The organism is Kribbella sp. CA-294648, assembly GCF_050943845.1.
Classification (GTDB): domain Bacteria; phylum Actinomycetota; class Actinomycetes; order Propionibacteriales; family Kribbellaceae; genus Kribbella.
In genome coordinates this window covers 6,538,439-6,553,581 of sequence record NZ_CP191981.1, presented here as the reverse complement: position 1 = coordinate 6,553,581, position 15,143 = coordinate 6,538,439, and the positions used below count along the sequence as shown (strand labels likewise).

18 protein-coding genes and 1 riboswitch are annotated in these 15,143 nt (G+C 68.0%); of the genes, 12 read left to right on the top strand and 6 right to left on the bottom strand.

All coding sequences use genetic code 11. The features are described from left to right. Positions 1-6: 6 nt before the first annotated feature. Both ACQPYM_RS30915 and ACQPYM_RS30910 read right to left on the bottom strand, forming a co-directional pair. On the bottom strand, positions 7-570 hold the full coding sequence (locus tag ACQPYM_RS30915) for a CGNR zinc finger domain-containing protein (protein ID WP_433007566.1): 564 nt from the start codon (positions 568-570) through the stop codon (positions 7-9). Between the two features lie 10 nt (positions 571-580). Next, complete coding sequence (locus ACQPYM_RS30910) at positions 581-1,516, bottom strand: 2-dehydropantoate 2-reductase (RefSeq protein WP_433007564.1); 936 nt, start codon at positions 1,514-1,516, stop codon at positions 581-583. Between the two features lie 94 nt (positions 1,517-1,610). On the opposite strand from ACQPYM_RS30910, the gene ACQPYM_RS30905 reads away from it, so the two are divergent. From ACQPYM_RS30905 to ribH, 6 genes are all read left to right on the top strand, one after another. Next, entirely contained in the window at positions 1,611-2,000 is a 390-nt protein-coding gene (locus tag ACQPYM_RS30905; protein WP_433007562.1) for a hypothetical protein, read from the top strand. A 205-nt stretch (positions 2,001-2,205) separates the two neighbouring features. Further along, a riboswitch (FMN riboswitch) is annotated at positions 2,206-2,337 on the top strand. Positions 2,338-2,438: 101 nt separating this feature from the next. Next, the gene (gene ribD, locus ACQPYM_RS30900; RefSeq protein ID WP_433007560.1) at positions 2,439-3,467 is read left to right on the top strand and encodes a bifunctional diaminohydroxyphosphoribosylaminopyrimidine deaminase/5-amino-6-(5-phosphoribosylamino)uracil reductase RibD; all 1,029 of its coding nucleotides are present in this window, start codon (positions 2,439-2,441) and stop codon (positions 3,465-3,467) included. Next, a complete protein-coding gene (locus ACQPYM_RS30895) occupies positions 3,468-4,088 on the top strand; it encodes a riboflavin synthase (protein ID WP_433007558.1) in 621 nt (206 codons plus the stop codon). Beyond that, positions 4,085-4,765, top strand: a complete 681-nt coding sequence (gene pnuC / locus ACQPYM_RS30890; RefSeq protein ID WP_433007556.1) for a nicotinamide riboside transporter PnuC — start codon at positions 4,085-4,087, stop codon at positions 4,763-4,765. The genes ACQPYM_RS30895 and pnuC overlap by 4 nt, the downstream gene beginning before the upstream one ends. A gap of 3 nt (positions 4,766-4,768) precedes the next feature. Continuing rightward, entirely contained in the window at positions 4,769-6,001 is a 1,233-nt protein-coding gene (locus tag ACQPYM_RS30885) for a bifunctional 3,4-dihydroxy-2-butanone-4-phosphate synthase/GTP cyclohydrolase II (protein ID WP_433007554.1), read from the top strand. After that, positions 6,001-6,471 (top strand): 6,7-dimethyl-8-ribityllumazine synthase, encoded by a 471-nt coding sequence (gene ribH, locus ACQPYM_RS30880; RefSeq protein WP_433007552.1) that lies wholly within the window; start codon positions 6,001-6,003, stop codon positions 6,469-6,471. The genes ACQPYM_RS30885 and ribH overlap by 1 nt, the downstream gene beginning before the upstream one ends. Here the strand turns inward: ribH and ACQPYM_RS30875 are convergent. Then, complete coding sequence (locus ACQPYM_RS30875) at positions 6,468-7,346, bottom strand: RNA polymerase sigma-70 factor (protein WP_433007550.1); 879 nt, start codon at positions 7,344-7,346, stop codon at positions 6,468-6,470. The genes ribH and ACQPYM_RS30875 overlap by 4 nt on opposite strands. A 164-nt stretch (positions 7,347-7,510) precedes the next feature. Between ACQPYM_RS30875 and ACQPYM_RS30870 the strand changes: the two genes are divergently transcribed. Continuing rightward, the gene (locus tag ACQPYM_RS30870) at positions 7,511-7,984 is read left to right on the top strand and encodes a carboxymuconolactone decarboxylase family protein (RefSeq protein WP_433007548.1); all 474 of its coding nucleotides are present in this window, start codon (positions 7,511-7,513) and stop codon (positions 7,982-7,984) included. Positions 7,985-8,006: 22 nt separating this feature from the next. Here ACQPYM_RS30870 and ACQPYM_RS30865 read toward each other — a convergent pair whose 3' ends face one another. Then, positions 8,007-9,902, bottom strand: a complete 1,896-nt coding sequence (locus tag ACQPYM_RS30865) for a hypothetical protein (RefSeq protein ID WP_433007546.1) — start codon at positions 9,900-9,902, stop codon at positions 8,007-8,009. Between the two features lie 61 nt (positions 9,903-9,963). On the opposite strand from ACQPYM_RS30865, the gene ACQPYM_RS30860 reads away from it, so the two are divergent. Continuing rightward, the gene (locus ACQPYM_RS30860; RefSeq protein ID WP_433007544.1) at positions 9,964-10,935 is read left to right on the top strand and encodes a helix-turn-helix transcriptional regulator; all 972 of its coding nucleotides are present in this window, start codon (positions 9,964-9,966) and stop codon (positions 10,933-10,935) included. Here ACQPYM_RS30860 and ACQPYM_RS30855 read toward each other — a convergent pair. Further along, positions 10,916-11,875, bottom strand: a complete 960-nt coding sequence (locus tag ACQPYM_RS30855; protein ID WP_433007542.1) for a P1 family peptidase — start codon at positions 11,873-11,875, stop codon at positions 10,916-10,918. The genes ACQPYM_RS30860 and ACQPYM_RS30855 overlap by 20 nt on opposite strands. A 19-nt stretch (positions 11,876-11,894) precedes the next feature. Between ACQPYM_RS30855 and ACQPYM_RS30850 the strand changes: the two genes are divergently transcribed. Genes ACQPYM_RS30850 through ACQPYM_RS30835 form a run of 4 tightly spaced genes read left to right on the top strand, consistent with a single transcriptional unit; the run spans position 11,895 to position 14,247 of the window. Beyond that, a complete protein-coding gene (locus ACQPYM_RS30850) occupies positions 11,895-12,593 on the top strand; it encodes an MBL fold metallo-hydrolase (protein WP_433007540.1) in 699 nt (232 codons plus the stop codon). 40 nt (positions 12,594-12,633) lie between these two features. Beyond that, complete coding sequence (locus ACQPYM_RS30845) at positions 12,634-12,897, top strand: phosphoribosyl-ATP diphosphatase (RefSeq protein ID WP_020390973.1); 264 nt, start codon at positions 12,634-12,636, stop codon at positions 12,895-12,897. A gap of 45 nt (positions 12,898-12,942) precedes the next feature. Next, entirely contained in the window at positions 12,943-13,788 is an 846-nt protein-coding gene (gene hisG, locus ACQPYM_RS30840; RefSeq protein WP_433007538.1) for an ATP phosphoribosyltransferase, read from the top strand. A 3-nt stretch (positions 13,789-13,791) separates the two neighbouring features. Beyond that, positions 13,792-14,247, top strand: coding sequence for a PH domain-containing protein (locus tag ACQPYM_RS30835; RefSeq protein ID WP_433007536.1), 456 nt, complete (start codon positions 13,792-13,794; stop codon positions 14,245-14,247). Here ACQPYM_RS30835 and ACQPYM_RS30830 read toward each other — a convergent pair. Then, positions 14,244-15,134, bottom strand: coding sequence for an aldose 1-epimerase family protein (locus tag ACQPYM_RS30830; RefSeq protein WP_433007534.1), 891 nt, complete (start codon positions 15,132-15,134; stop codon positions 14,244-14,246). The genes ACQPYM_RS30835 and ACQPYM_RS30830 overlap by 4 nt on opposite strands. Between the last annotated feature and the right edge of the window lie 9 nt (positions 15,135-15,143).

Genomic DNA, 15,143 nt, shown 5'->3' with positions numbered 1-15,143 from the left:
GTGGGGTTAGTTCGAGGCGCGGAGGGTGCGCATTTTGGCGCGGGCGCCGCAGATGTTCATGGAGCACCAGCGGCGGCGGTGGCCGCGGCTGGTGTCCAGGAAGAGCAGCGTGCAAGTGGCGTCCTCACACTCGCGGATCGACTCCACATCGGGACCAGTCAGCAGATCGATCCCGTCGCGGGCAACAGCAGCCAGTACTGCGGAAGCCGTCGGTGCCGGATCCTCTCGATGCAGCACGCCCGAGCGGATCGCCACGCCCGGCACCGGTGTCGGCTGAGCGGCCCAATAGTTGACGATCTCCACATCGCCCGGCTCCGCGGAGGCCCGCCCGAGCGCCGACATCGTCAACCCGTAAAGGGCTTCCCGCAACGCCCGAGCCGCCTCCAGATCGGCCGGCCCAGCAGAAATCACACCCTGACCCGCCAGGCCGGCCTTCTCGGACCAGCGGGTCAGGTCTTCCGGAGTACGGAGGCGTTCGAGTGGTTCGGTCGTGCGTTTGCCGAGGGTGCCGAGGAAGTTCAGCACGGGGCGACCGCCGATGAACGGGAACGCGAGCAGGTCGACGGCCATCAATCCACCATCAATCCGTCTGGGTACCCGCCTGGCTGCGGGCGCTCGCCAGTTCGTACAGGAGGTTGTTGAGTGGCGTCGGGGTACCAGTTTGGCGGCCGAGTCTGACGACGGCGCCGGTCCAGGCTTCCAGTTCTGAAGGCCTTCCGGCCTTGATGTCGCGTTGCAGCGAAGTCGTTCCGGCCTCCGGCAAGCTGTCGAGGAAAGCCAGAGTGTTGTCGACGGCATCGGCCGGCAGTTCGACTCCGGTCGCCTTCGCGACCTGCCTGATCTCGTTCATGCTGTCGACGATCAACTGGCGAGTACCTGGACGACTTCGCAGTACGCCGAATGGCGCGTCGGCCAACGTCGCGACGGCGCCGAACGATCCGAGCGCGAGGAACTTGCTCCACAGCGCGACCCAGACATCGTCCGGTACGACGGCGGTCAGCTTCGAGGCCTGCAGCGCGTCGCGCAGCCGCTCGACCCGCTCGCTCGTCCGGTTGTCCCACTCGCCGAACGTCAGCTTCCCGAGCCCGCCGATGTGCCGCACCCGTCCCGGGCCGTCCAGGAACGCGATGATCTCGACCGCACCCGGCAGTACTGCGCCCTGCCCGACAACATCCGCCACCTGACGCGGCGCCTCCACCCCGTTCTGAGTGGTGATGACCGCGGTGCCCTCGCCGATCAGTGGCTTGAGCGTCCGCACCGCGGCATCGAGCTGCCACGTCTTCACACCAAGCAACACGTAGTCGACCGCACCGATCTCCGCCGGATCGTCACTAGCCACGACCGAGCCAACGGTGAAGTCACCCGCCACGCTCTCAACCGCCAACCCGTCCCGCCGCAGCGCGGCCAACTGCTCACCTCGCGCCACAAACCTCACGTCGTACCCCGCCTCGGCCAGCCGCCCACCGAAGTACCCGCCGACCCCACCCGCACCCAGCACCGCGATCCTCATCGTCATGCCCCAGATGTTACCGCTCAAACCGGTAACCGACCAGTCATCATGAATATGACCAGACCTGTACCGATCGCGGGTGAACTCGTAGCCTCGCGGGATGCCGATCACGAACGAAACCAAGCACCAACGGGCGATCGGTGCGGTCCTCGACCAGTTCGCCCAGCGGGGCATCTACCTCGCCGTTCGCACTCACAAGAACTCGTACCGGCTGGACACCGCCGGCCAGAAGCAGCGCATCCGTGTCTACGGCAAGTTCGGCGAGGACTGGCAGACCGATGACTGGCAGCGAGATGCCGCCGACGAGACCTACGACGTCGTCGTGCTGGTGGACTTCGCCGAACCTGTGCCGGTTCTGTTCCTGGTTCCCGGCGACGAGTGGAGACGGATGCTCGAAGCCCACTCCGTCCCCGAGCGCTCCAACAGGCACCAGGCCGTCCCGAAGAGCCGCGTGGTCCAGTGGCTGTATCGCTGGGATGTCATGGATTGATCGCAGGAACCGGACCGATAAGTATTTGTCGTGATCTGCTTGCTGGTTCGGTGCGGGTCGGGGCAGCGCGGCGTGGGGTTCGGGCGGGGTCGGCGCGCCGGTCTGCGACGTGAGCGCGGGTGGGGTGGCTGATGTTCCAGGATGTGACCTAGGTCGTGGCGGGATTGTGGGGGCGTGGCACACTTCAAGTACGAGTGAACCCACTCGCGTGCTCCGGGGTCGGTGTAATTCCGAGCCGGCGGTGATAGTCCGCGACCCGGCCGTAGCAGGATCTCGGCCGGTTGACCTGGTGGAATTCCAGGACCGACGGTGAAAGTCCGGATGGGAGGCGCACGCGATCGGCGTGCGCTCCGGCGTCTCGCGAGCGAGCCGTCGGGTCCGCGCGTGCGCCGGTTGTCATGGCCCCGGTGTGCGTCCGTGACAACGAGGGACCTGTCAGTGAAGAACGCCTCGCCGATCGACATCGCCTGGATGCGTCGTGCTGTCGAGCTGGCCGCGCGCGGTGTCGGCTCCACCCATCCGAATCCGGTCGTCGGCTGTGTCATCACCGCCCGCGACGGGCATCCGGTCGGCGAAGGTTTCCACGCCTATCCGGGCGGCCCGCATGCCGAGGTCGAGGCGCTCGCGATGGCGGGCGACCGGGCCCGCGGCGGTACGGCGTACGTGACGCTGGAGCCGTGTAACCACACCGGCCGGACCGGGCCGTGTGCGGATGCGCTGATCGCGGCCGGGATCGCGCGGGTCGTGTACGCCGTACCGGATCCGAACCAGCAGGCCGCCGGGGGTGCCGAGAAGCTCGCGGCCAAGAACATCCGGGTGGTTCAAGGCGTGCTTCAGGATGAAGCCGAAGCCGTGAACCACGTCTGGCTGCACAGCGTGCGTCAGGGCCGCCCGTTCGTCACCTGGAAGTTCGCCACCACACTCGACGGGCGCTCGGCCGCGCCGGACCGGTCGAGCAAGTGGATCACCGGCCCGCTCGCTCGCGCCGACGTGCACCGGAAGCGGGCCGAGTGCGATGCGATTGCCGTCGGCACCCAAACCGTGCTGACCGACGACCCCGAGCTGACCGTGCGCGACGAGCAGGGCCGCCCGGCCGCGCGGCAGCCGCTTCGCGTCGTGGTCGGCGATCGGACGATCCCGCTCACCGCCAAGGTGCGCAACGACCGCGCCGAGACACTGCTGCTGCCCACGCACGACCCGGCCGAGGTGTTGCGTCAGCTCGACGACCACCAGATCCGGCATCTGTGGCTCGAAGGCGGTCCGACCCTCGCGGCCGCGTTCCTGCGGGCCGGCCTGGTCGACCAGATCGTCGCGTACGTCGCGCCGGCGTTCCTCGGCTCCGGCTTTTCCGCGATCGGCGACCTCGGCGCGGAATCGATCGACCACCTCAAACGGTTCCACCTTGCGGACGTCACTCGCTTCGGCGACGACGTCCGGCTCACCCTGACTCCGCTGGGAGGAAAGTAGATGTTCACCGGAATCATCGAAGAACTCGGCACGGTCGAGTCCCTGGACCTGCTCGACGGCGACGCCGCGCGGCTCACCATCCGCGGCCCGAAGGTGACCGAGGACGCCGGCCACGGTGACTCGATCTCGGTGAACGGCTGTTGCCTCACGGTGATCGAGCACGGCGACGGCACCTTCACCGCCGACGTGATGCGCGAGACGTTGCAGCGCACGAGTCTCGGCAGCGTCGAGAAGGGTTCGAAGGTCAACCTCGAACGCGCGGTCGCCGCACACGCGCGGCTGGGCGGCCACATCGTCCAGGGCCACGTTGACGGCGTCGGCACGATCGCGAGCCGTGAGCCCGCCGAGCACTGGGAGCTGGTCCGGATCGCGGCGCCCGCGGAAATCCTGCGGTACGTCGCCGAGAAGGGTTCGATCGCCGTCGATGGCGTCTCGCTCACGGTCACCGATGTGGACGACGCCACCGGCACCTTCGGGATCAGCCTGATCCCGACCACGCTTGAGCTGACCGTGCTGGGTCAGAACAAGATCGGCGACACCGTCAACCTCGAGGTCGACGTCATCGCCAAGTACGTCGAACGCCTACTCACCGCGAGCACCAAGCCCGGAGATAACGCATGAACCTCTTCGACTGGTTGCTGCACTCGCAGCTCAGCATCGGCGGCTCGCACGTCCTGACCCGCGAGATCGTCGGCAACGTCTTCGGGCTCGGCAGCGCGCTGTTCGGGATGCGCCGGCTGGTCGCGGCCTGGCCGGTCGGCATCGTCGGCAACGTTCTACTATTCACCGTTTTTGTTGGTGGATTGTTCGACAACCCGCAGGACAAGGACCTCTGGGGCCAGGCCGGGCGGCAGGTCTTCTTCGCGCTCGTCAGCCTCTACGGCTGGTACCGCTGGTACCAGACCCGCCACGGTGGCGCGGCGACCGGAGTACAGCCGCGGTGGGCGACGACTCGTCAGCGGCTCGAGCTGCTGGGCGCCGCGGTTGTCCTCTACGCAATCGCGTACCCGGTGCTGAAGGCCTTGGGCTCGTGGGGACCGCAGTGGGACGCGTGGATCCTGACCGGCTCCATCCTGGCGACGTACGGGATGGCGCGCGGGTACGTCGAGTTCTGGCTGATCTGGATCGCGGTGGACGTCGTCGGCGTACCACTGCTGCTGCAAGCGAAGTTCTACCCGTCGGCGGCCATGTACGTCGTCTACGGGCTCTTCTGTGTCCTCGGATTCGCGTCGTGGTGGCGGATCCAGAATCGCGAGGCGGCCACTCCGGCCACTCCTGAGCCAGTGACGGTGGGCTGACCGATGGGCGAGGTACTGAAGCTCGACACGATCGAGCATGCGATCGACGAGATCCGGGCCGGGCGGCCCGTGATCGTGGTCGACGACGAGGACCGTGAGAACGAGGGCGACCTGGTGTTCGCGGCCTCCAAGGCGACACCCGAACTGCTGGCGTTCCTGATCCGCTACAGCTCCGGGGTGGTCTGCGTCCCGATGGAGGCCGCGGAGCTCGACCGGCTGGGCATCCCGTTGATGACACCGCACAACCGCGAGCGGCTCCGTACGGCGTACACGATCTCGGTGGATGCCCGCGACAACGTCACCACCGGCATCTCGGCCGCCGACCGCGCACGGACGATCCGGGTGCTGGCCGATTCGGCGTCGGAGTCATACGACCTGGTGCAGCCCGGGCACGTGTTCCCGCTGCGGGCGCGCGAAGGCGGCGTACTGGTGCGGCCGGGTCACACCGAGGCCTCACTGGATCTCGCCCGGCTGGCCGGCCTCAGGCCGTCCGCGGTGATCGCCGAGCTGGTGAACGACGACGGAACGATGAAGCGCGGCGGCGACCTGCGCACGTTCGCCGACGAACACGGCCTGGTGCTCGTCTCGATCGAGGACCTGATCCGGTACCGGCGACGGACCGAGAGCCAGATCAAGCGGGTCGCCACCACCACCCTGCCGACCCGGTACGGCGATTTTGTTGCCCACGGCTACCGGAACACCATCGACGGGACCGAGCAGCTCGCCTTGGTCCGTGGCGAGCTCGGTGACGGGCCGACCCTGGTCCGATTGCACTCGGAATGTCTGACGGGTGACGTGTTCGGTTCGCTGCGCTGCGACTGTGGTCCGCAGCTCGACGAGGCGATGCGCCAGGTCGCGGCCGAGGGCGGCGTCGTGGTCTATCTGCGGGGGCACGAGGGCCGTGGGATCGGGCTGCTGCACAAGCTGCAGGCGTACGAGTTGCAGGACGCGGGCCGCGACACGGTCGATGCGAACCTCGACCTCGGCTTGCCCGCCGACGCCCGCGACTACGGCACCGGCGCGCAGATCCTGGCCGACCTCGGCATCACGTCGGTCAAGCTGTTGACCAACAACCCGGCCAAGCTGGCCGGCGTCCAGGGCTACGGCATCGACGTGATCGAGCGCCTCGGCATCTCGATCGACCCGACCGAGCACAACCTGCGGTACCTGCGGACCAAACGCGACCGGATGGGGCACCACCTGCCCACCGGCACTGACGAGAACGGAGCCGGCTGATGTCGGGCAGCGGAGCACCCACCATCGAAATCCCGCAAGCTGAGGGCGTCCGGGTCGCGGTCATCGCGGCCCAGTGGCACCCCCAGGTGACCGACTCGCTGGTCGCCGGTGCCGAGCGAGCACTCGCGGCCTCGGGCGTCACCGATTACAAGGTGGTCCGGGTGCCCGGCTCCTTCGAGTTGCCCGTCGCGGCGCTGCACGCAGCGAAAGGCGGGTACGACGTCGTGGTCGCGCTCGGCGTCGTGATCCGTGGCGACACCCCGCACTTCGAGTACGTCTGCCAGGCGGCGACCGAGGGGCTGATGCGAGTCGCGGTCGACACCGGCGTACCGGTCGGCTTCGGTCTGCTGACCTGTGACAACGACCTGCAGGCCCTCGACCGCGCGGGCCTTCCCGACAGCCGCGAGGACAAGGGCTACGAGTCAACCCACGCAGCCCTCGCCACTCTGCTTGCCACTCGCGCGCTTTAGCGGCTGACAGTGGTCTCCTGCTGCATCCACGACAGTTTTTCGGGGTTGCGGACGTAGTACAGGCCGCTGATGAGGCCGTCCTCGATGAGGAGGGCCATCACGCCGTCCAGCTCGCCGTCGAAGTAGACGGCGACCGCTGGGCTGCCGTTGACCTGGACCGGTTCGACCGTCAACTGGTTGGTGACCCGGCCCAGGCCGCCCATCATCAGGCGTCCCACCTTGTCGGCGCCCAGGATCGGGCGCTGGACGGTCTGCTTGATGCCGCCGCCGTCGCCGAGCAGGACAACGTCCGGCGCGAGGATGTCGATCAGGCTCTGCAGGTCGCCGGTGGTGACCGCCTTCTGGAACGCCTCGACAGCGCCTTTCGACTCGGCGGCTGACACCACTCCACGCGGCCGGCGGGCGGCGACGTGGTTGCGCGCCCGGTGCGCGATCTGGCGAACCGCGGCCGAAGTCTTGCCGACGGCTTCCGCGATCTCGTCGTACTCGAGCGCGAAGACATCGCGCAGGACGAAGACCGCCCGCTCGGTCGGGGTGAGCGTTTCGAGGACCAGCAGCATCGCCATCGAGACGCTGTCGGACAGTTCGACGTCGTCCGCCACGTCGGGCGCGGTCAGGAGCGGCTCGGGCAGCCAGGAGCCGACGTACGACTCCTTGCGCCGGCCCAGTGACCGCAGTTTGTTGAGCGCCTGCCGGGTGGTGATCCGGACCAGGTACGCGCGGGGCTCCCGGACGGTTTCAAGGTCGACCTGCGCCCAGCGCAGCCAGGTCTCCTGCAGGACGTCCTCCGCATCCGTGGCCGAGCCGAGCATCTCGTAGGCAACGGTGAAGAGCAGGTTGCGGTGGGCAACGAACACCTCGGTGGCGGAGTCCATCTGCTTGCTCCTGTCTGATCGCACTGGCCGGGTCAGTCATCAGACACCGGCCGGCGCCGCCTTGTGACAAGTGTGCCGGGTAATCCACGTCACGTCGCCGGGCCGTCACAGGGAGCGGCTCGGCGGTGCCTTGTGGTCAAACACAATCACCCAAGGAGTCCACGATGGAAGCTCGTCTGAACCTGATGACCAACCCGGCGTCCGGGAAGCTCATGAAGCACTTCATCGCGATGCATCGGCTCATCAGCGAGTCGTCGCTGCCCGCCGCGACCCAGCATCTGGTGACGCTGCGGGCGAGCCAGATCAACGGGTGCTCCGTCTGCACCGACATGCACTCGAAGGACGCGTTGCACGCCGGTGAGACGCAGGACCGGCTCAACCTGGTCGCGGCCTGGCGGGAGGCCGGTGTGTTCACCGAGGAAGAGCGCGCGGCGCTGGAGCTGACCGAGCAGGGCACCCGGGTCGCCGACGCGGCCGGTGGGGTCAGCGACGACGTGTGGGCGAATGCCGCCAAGTACTACGACGAGGACCAGCTCGCCACGCTGGTCTGCCTGATCAGCCTGATCAACACCGCCAACCGGCTCAACATCATCGTCCAGCAGCCCGTCGGCAACTACCAGCCCGGCCAGCTGGGCTGACCGGAACGGCGACCTGGCATGGTCAGGCGGTGCGCGTGTGGCGCATCTTCCAGTTGCTGTGCCAGGTCTGGCCGCCGTCGGTCGAGAAGAGTTGCTCCCAATGCGACTTCTGGGAGCCGGGTGTCCAGACGAAGCGGACGTCGATCGGCTGGCCCTCCCAGGTGTCCGGGCCCTCGAAGATGCCGATGCCGTCCTCGGTGAAGGCGCCGATGACCGGCGACTCGAGTTTGCCCCGCAGGCTGTTGATCCAATGGATGGACCAGGTCCTGGTCTTCGGGTTGTAGAGCCTGAGCGTCGCGCCGCGGAAACCCTCGGACGGGTACCAGCCCTCGTCGAAGCTGATCGAGCCGTCGAAGTACGTGAAGGCCTTCAGCTTCGACGTGAGCTCGTACCACTCGGCCGGCTCGCCCAGCGGCGGCCGCCGCCGTTCGTTGTGCATGTCCCACTCGCCGACCTGGAAGTCGAAGTCGCCGGTCACCTTCGGGATGTCGACCCGCGGTGGTGCGGTGTCGCGCCGGGTGAAGTCCATCGTCCAGTTGACCTCCCAGGTCTCGCCACCGTCCTCGGAGAACGACTGCTCCCAGTGCGCCGTCGTCGCGGTGATGTCAGACCAGGCATAGCTGACCAGGATCGTCCGGCCGTCGAGCTGTTCCTCGCCGACCAGCCAGCACGACCTGCCGTCGTCGGACCAGCGCCCCCGCACCGGCGGATTGACCTCCATCGTCTTGCTGCTGATCCAGTAGATCGTCCAGTCCTTCTCGACCGGATCGAACAACCGCACCGACATCCCGTACGACGACTTGGTCGGGAACTGCATCTCGTCGATGCTGATCGCGCCGTCGAAGTGGGTCCGCGCGGTGCACGTCCCGTCGTACTCCTCCCACTCGTCGCTGCCGACGAACACCTTGGCCAGCCGCCGGTGCCGTACGTCGAAGTGCCCGGTCAGGAAGTCGAAGTCGCTGGTCAGCTTCGGGAAGGTGCCACGCGGGGTGAACGTCATCGTCCAGTTGCTCTCCCAGGTGGCGCCGTCGTCGGCGGAGAAGAACTGCTCCCACACCGGTACGTCGCCCTTCGTCCAGCGGAAGCGGACCTCCACCGGCTTCCCGTCGTGCTCGTCGGTCCCCTCGAGGATGCCGACCCCGTCCGGTCCGAATCCGCCATAAACAGGTGGCTCCAGCACGTGGCGCGAGCTGTTGATCCAGTAGATCGCCCAGGTGCCGGCTTCGACGTCGTACAGGCGAACCGTCATCCCGTCGAAGTCCTCGGTCGGGAAGATCGTCTCGTCGATGCTGACGGCACCGTCGAAGAGCGTGTATGCCTCCGACGTGCCGGGGAACTCGCGCCACTTGTCGCTGCCCGTCAGCGGCGCGGTCAGGCGGCGGTGCTGCACGTCCCACTGGCCGACGAAGAAGTCGAAGTCGCCGGTGACCTTGGGGACGTCGAGCGCCGGCGGTTCGGTCGCGCGCCGGGTCAGGTCCATCGTCCAGTTGGTCTGCCAGGTTTGGCCGCCGTCCTCGGAGTACGCCTGCTCCCAGTGCGCGGTCTCCTCGGTGACGCCGGACCAGCGCAGTCGGACGGGGATCCGGCGATCGCCGAGGTCGTCCTCGCCGTACAGGGTGCAGACGCCGTTGGACCAGCTGCCGCGGACCGGCGGCTGGAGCCGGCCCGTGCGGCTGTCGACCCAGTAGATCGTCCATGCGTCGTCGGCCGGGTCGTACAGGCGCAGTGACATCCCGTACCGGCCTTTGCTCGGGAAGCGCGCCTCGTCAACGCTGACGGCGCCGGCGAAATGGGTCCGCCCGGTGCAGGTGCCGGCGAACTCCTCCCACTCGCCGCTGGGCTGCAGGACGCGGTTGACCACGTCGAAGTGGCCGACCAGGAAGTCGAAGTCGTCGGTGACCTTGGTGATTCTGCTCATGACCACAGCCTCGCGCCTATACCTGACAGCGAATGGCAGTGATTCGGGCTAACCTCGGAGTATGCGTTCGAGTCGGCTGCTGCAGATCCTCCTGCTTCTGCAGACGCGCCGTCAGCTCACCGCCCGGGAGCTCGCCGAGGAGTTGGAGGTCTCGCTCCGGACGATCTATCGGGACGTCGAGGCGCTCGCCGCGGCGGGAGTTCCTGTGTACGCCGACCAGGGTCGCGCCGGCGGCTATCGGCTGGTCGACGGCTACCGCACCAAACTCACCGGGCTCAACGAGGGCGAGGCGGCAGCCCTGTTTCTGGTCGGGATGCCGGGACCGGCGGCGGCGCTCGGGTTGACCGAGCAGACCAGCGCGGCCGAGCTCAAGCTGCTTGCCGCGCTCGCGCCGGATCAGCGGGATCGCGCCGGCCGCCTGAAGAACCGCTTCCACCTCGACATGCCCGCGTGGTACCGGGACGCGGAGGACTCGCCGTACCTGTCCTCGGTCGCGTCGGCGGTCATGGAGGACCGCCGGATCAAGGTGCTCTACCGGCGCTGGGAGGCGCCGCGGGAGGTCGAGCGGACGCTCGAACCGTACGGGCTGGTGCTGAAGAACGGCAGTTGGTACGTCGTCGCCGCGACGAAAGGTGGCGTGCGGACGTATCGCGTCTCCAACATCCTGCAGCTCGCGCCGACCGACGAGGCGTTCACCCGGCCTGGCGACTTCGACCTCGCGGGGTTCTGGCAAGCGCACCTGGATCGCTTCGAGCAGCAGCGGTTCACCGGCGAGGCGCTGGTCCGGATCTCAGCGTGGCTGGTGGCTCGCCTCAGCGACCTCTCGGCGGCGCCGCTGCTCAAGGCGGTCGCGGACAGCGGCGCGGAGCCGGACGCGGACGGCAGCGTCACGGTCGCGCTACCGATCGAGTCGCCGGGCCACGCCGCACAGCAGCTGATCCGCTACGGCAAGGCTTTGGAGGTTTTGGAGCCGCCCGAGCTGCGCGCCGAGCTCAAGCGGCTGGCCGAGGAAGTCAGCGAGCTGTACTCCTGATCAGTTCCTCCGGTACTGCGTACTGCGTGTTGCCGTGGTACCCGGTCACGGTCGTGGCCATCGTGAGCGAGTTGAGCAGCGCTTCCTCGGTCGCTTCAGTGGTTGCGTTGAAGACGTCCTTCAACGCTTTGTCCCTCATCGGCACGGCTGCCCGGTTGGTGCTGAAGGCGATCGCGTAGTCGCCGCTGCCCGGGGAGAAGTCGGAGCCGACCCGGCCCATCGCGAAGATGGCTCGTCGAGCGACCCGGCCCAACTGCCGGGCATCCAAGGGCAGGTCGGTGGCGACGACGATCATGCAGGAGTTTCCCTCCGGCGCGGCCTTCTCCACCGGAGGCTTGATCGGCGTCCCCAACACGGTCAGGGTTCCGGAGAAGTTGGACTGCACCAGGACTCCGACGAGGCCGTCGGCGACGGCGCGGGACGACGTACCGATGCCTGCTTTGAAGCCGAGGGCGCCCGTGCCGGTGCCGGCTCCGACGTTGCCCTCCGCGGGTAGGTCCGCGGAGGCCGAGTCGAGAGCGGCGAAGACGTGCTCGGGCGTGATCGGCCGCGAGCGGATGTCCGACAGATAGCCGTCGTTCGTCTCGCCGACCACCGGGTTGAGGCTCGTCGCCGACGGATCGCGCTCCAGAAGCCAACTGAGCAACGCATCCGCGACCCGGAACACCGACAGCGTTCCGGTCAGCAGGATCGGCGTCTCGACCACGCCCAGCTCGTCCACCTGCGTCGAGCCGACCAGCTTCCCGTACCCGTTGCCCACCGCAACCGCCGCGGGCAGCCCGGCAGCGAAGTCCGGTGGCACGATGGCGGTCACCCCGGTGTTCAGCGCACCCGTCGCCAGCGTCGTCTGCCCGACCAGCACCCCCGGTACGTCGGTGATGGCATTCAGTGGCCCGGTCGGCAGAACGCCCGGCACAACCCCCAGCTCACGAATTCGCATGCCAGCTATCGTCGGGCAGATGGTCGAGAAGTTGCAGCGAATTAGCGGCCGGGTGTGGCTCTACCCCCACGATCCGGACTCCGACGCGATCCGTGCCTCGGTCGCGATGATCGTGGACGACGGCGGCAACGTGCTCGTCGACGCGGGCAACAGCCCGCAGCACGCCCGCGAGATCCAGCAGGCGATCGCCGCCGCCGGTCTGGACCAGCCGACCACGCTCGTCTACACGCATCACCACTGGGACCACACCTGGGGAGCCTGCGCGTGGGGTGACATCGAGACCGTCGCTCACTCATCGGCGACGGAGCTCCTCGAGGTGGAGGCCGCGCGGCCCTGGAGTCATCAGTACCTCCGCGACCAGGTCGCCGAGAACCCGAAACTCGGACCCAGCTTCCGGGCCCGGGCACTCGCCGTGCCCGACTGGAGCGACTTCGCCATCCGGCTCCCGGACCGCACCTTCGAAGACCAGCTCAGCCTGCGTACCGGCGTACAGGTGCGGCATGTGGGTGGGCGGCATGCGGCTGATTCCTCGGTGGTCGTCGTGCCGGATTCGGGCGTGATGCTGCTCGGGGACTGCTACTTCCCGCCGCCGTTCCACCTGCGGACCGACGACGACGGGATCGACTTCGCGATGGCGAAACGGCTGCTCGCCGAGGGGCATCGCTGGTACGTCGACGCGCACTCGCCGCCGCGGGAAAGTCCGGAGAGCGAGACCTGAGCGCAACCGGCCGGGCGGCGACCTCTAGGCTGGAGCCGCGATGAAGACCTTTGACGAACTCTTCGCCGAGCTGGGCGAGAAGGCGCTGACCCGACCGGAGGGCTCCGGCACGGTGGCAGCGCTGGATGCCGGCGTGCACACGATCGGCAAGAAGCTGGTCGAGGAGGCCGCCGAGTCCTGGATGGCCGCCGAGCACGAGGGCAAGGAACGGGCCGCGGAGGAGCTGAGCCAGCTGCTCTACCACGCGCAGGTGATGATGCACGCGCTCGGCCTGAGCCTCGACGACGTGTACCGACATCTGTAGGAGAGCACCTACAGACCAGGTTCACCCCTCTCCGAAAGGCCGTTCATGCTGCGCGTCGCAGTACCCAACAAAGGCTCGCTGAGCGAGGCCGCCACGTCCATCCTGGCCGAGGCCGGCTACCGGCAGCGCCGGACCACTAAGGACCTGTCCCTGACCGACCCGGACAACGGGGTCGAGTTCTACTACCTGCGCCCGCGCGACATCGCCGTGTACGTCGGTGAGGGCACCCTCGACGTCGGCATCTCCGGCCGCGACCTGGTGCTCGACTCGCACGCCGACGCGGACACCATCCTGGAGCTCGGCTTCGGTGGCTCGACCTTCCGGTTCGCCGGCCGCCCGGGCGTCGCGCAGTCGGTGAAGGACCTGCAGGGCAAGCGGATCGCCACCTCGTTCGCCGGCATTCTGCGCGACCACCTGGACGAGAACGGCGTGGATGCGGCCGTCGTCAAGCTGGACGGCGCGGTGGAGTCCGCGGTCCAGCTCGGTGTCGCGGACGTGATCGCCGACGTCGTCGAAACCGGTACGACGCTGCGCCAGGCGGGCCTGGAGGTGTTCGGCGAGGTGATCCTCAAGTCCGAGGCGGTGCTGATCAAGCGGCGCAGCGTCGAGCAGCCGGCCGGGCTGGATCAGCTGGTCCGCCGACTCGAGGGCGTCCTGGTCGCCCGCAACTACGTGATGATGGACTACGACATCCGCGCCGAGGCGGTGGAGGCCGCGAACGCGGTCGCGCCCGGGCTGGAGTCGCCGACGGTCTCGCCGCTTCATCGCGAAGGCTGGGTCGCCGTCCGGGTGATGGTGCTCCGAGCCGACGCGCAGCGGATCATGGACCAGCTCTGGGAGGTCGGGGCGCGCGCGATCCTGACCACCGACATCCACGCCTGCCGGATCTGAGCGATGACCCCGAAGACGTTGTGGACGTTCCGGCCGTGGGCGATCGCGATGATGGCCGGCGTGATGGGACTGTCGATGATCGCGGTCTTCGGGGTGATCTGGTTCCAGCTGTCGTCCGACGCCCGCGACACGTTCACCTTGTTCCAGCGGCTCACCCTGCTGGCGTTCTTCGGCACCGTGCTCTATCTGCTGTACCGGATGGGGACGGTGAGCGTCTCGGCGTACGAGGACTGCTTGCGGGTGCGGAACGTCTTCCGCAGCTACCGGTACGAGTGGACCGATGTGAAGGCGCTGCGGTTCCGCGCGGGTGACCCGTGGCTGCAGCTGTTCGACGCCGAGGGCAACCGGCTCGGCATACTGGCTGTGCAGGCGTCGGAGGGATCACGAGCGAGCCGCGCGGCCAACGAACTGGCCGCGGTGGCTCGCTCGCACGGAGCCGGCTCGGGCAAACCTGCCTAGACGCTGATCGTGAAGCTGGTGGCGTGGTCGTTGCCGGGCTTCAGTACTACGAGGTCGTCACCGCTGATGAATGCGTCCGGGGGACAGGTCATCGGCTCGACGGCCAAGCCGGCGCGACCGAGGGCGCCTGCGGTGTAGAGCTGCATCCACTTGGTGTCGCTGGTGAGCCGGGCGGTGTTGCCGGTCTCGGGGTCGGTCAGGCGGACTTCCCAGGTCGGCGGCAGTCCGGTGAATGCGTTGTCGATGTCGAGATCGCCCAGCTTGTGAGCCTGCTGGAAGTCGTACTGCGAACCCGCGACGGGGGCGAGGCCGATCGGGCTCAGCTTGTCGGGGGTTACCTCGAGCCAGCTTTCGGCGGTGAACTCGAGCTCGCACTCGTCGATCTGGCGTCCGACGGTGAGATAGGGGTGTGAGCCGTAGCCGTACGGCGCGTCGCTCGTGCCGATGTTGGTGGCGCGGGCGGTGATGGTCAGACCGGTGGTGGGGTCGAGCTGGTAGGTGAGGGTGAGGTCGAGCTGGTGCGGGTACCCCGGTTGGCCGTGCAGGCGGTGGGCGAGCTCGACGAAGGACTCGTCGGTGCCGTCGTCGCCCCGCTCCCAGTTGGCCCAGCGGGTCAGGCCGTGGATCGCGTTACTCCGCGGCGGCTCGGTCAGGTAGAGCTGCTGGTCGACACCTTGGAAGGTGTACTTGCCATCGGTGATCCGGTTCGGCCACGGCATCAGATGCTGCCCGATCCCGGCTTTGGCTGGCTGATCCTCCGGATACCCGATCACCACCTCCCGCGCGGCGTACGAGAGCCCCCGCAGCCCACCACCCACACTCACCACGGTGCCGACGTACTCCCCGGCCCGAATCTCCCACTGCGCACCCGACGGCAAAACACTCATGCCGACCAT

Coding starts and splice junctions, on each gene's coding strand:
- ACQPYM_RS30915 (WP_433007566.1), bottom strand. CDS start 570: ATGGCCGTCGACCTGCTCGCGTTCCCGTTCATCGGCGGTCGCCCCGTG.
- ACQPYM_RS30910 (WP_433007564.1), bottom strand. CDS start 1,516: ATGACGATGAGGATCGCGGTGCTGGGTGCGGGTGGGGTCGGCGGGTAC.
- ACQPYM_RS30905 (WP_433007562.1), top strand. CDS start 1,611: ATGCCGATCACGAACGAAACCAAGCACCAACGGGCGATCGGTGCGGTC.
- ACQPYM_RS30895 (WP_433007558.1), top strand. CDS start 3,468: ATGTTCACCGGAATCATCGAAGAACTCGGCACGGTCGAGTCCCTGGAC.
- pnuC (WP_433007556.1), top strand. CDS start 4,085: ATGAACCTCTTCGACTGGTTGCTGCACTCGCAGCTCAGCATCGGCGGC.
- ACQPYM_RS30885 (WP_433007554.1), top strand. CDS start 4,769: ATGGGCGAGGTACTGAAGCTCGACACGATCGAGCATGCGATCGACGAG.
- ribH (WP_433007552.1), top strand. CDS start 6,001: ATGTCGGGCAGCGGAGCACCCACCATCGAAATCCCGCAAGCTGAGGGC.
- ACQPYM_RS30875 (WP_433007550.1), bottom strand. CDS start 7,346: ATGGACTCCGCCACCGAGGTGTTCGTTGCCCACCGCAACCTGCTCTTC.
- ACQPYM_RS30870 (WP_433007548.1), top strand. CDS start 7,511: ATGGAAGCTCGTCTGAACCTGATGACCAACCCGGCGTCCGGGAAGCTC.
- ACQPYM_RS30865 (WP_433007546.1), bottom strand. CDS start 9,902: ATGAGCAGAATCACCAAGGTCACCGACGACTTCGACTTCCTGGTCGGC.
- ACQPYM_RS30860 (WP_433007544.1), top strand. CDS start 9,964: ATGCGTTCGAGTCGGCTGCTGCAGATCCTCCTGCTTCTGCAGACGCGC.
- ACQPYM_RS30855 (WP_433007542.1), bottom strand. CDS start 11,875: ATGCGAATTCGTGAGCTGGGGGTTGTGCCGGGCGTTCTGCCGACCGGG.
- ACQPYM_RS30850 (WP_433007540.1), top strand. CDS start 11,895: ATGGTCGAGAAGTTGCAGCGAATTAGCGGCCGGGTGTGGCTCTACCCC.
- ACQPYM_RS30845 (WP_020390973.1), top strand. CDS start 12,634: ATGAAGACCTTTGACGAACTCTTCGCCGAGCTGGGCGAGAAGGCGCTG.
- hisG (WP_433007538.1), top strand. CDS start 12,943: ATGCTGCGCGTCGCAGTACCCAACAAAGGCTCGCTGAGCGAGGCCGCC.
- ACQPYM_RS30835 (WP_433007536.1), top strand. CDS start 13,792: ATGACCCCGAAGACGTTGTGGACGTTCCGGCCGTGGGCGATCGCGATG.
- ACQPYM_RS30830 (WP_433007534.1), bottom strand. CDS start 15,134: ATGAGTGTTTTGCCGTCGGGTGCGCAGTGGGAGATTCGGGCCGGGGAG.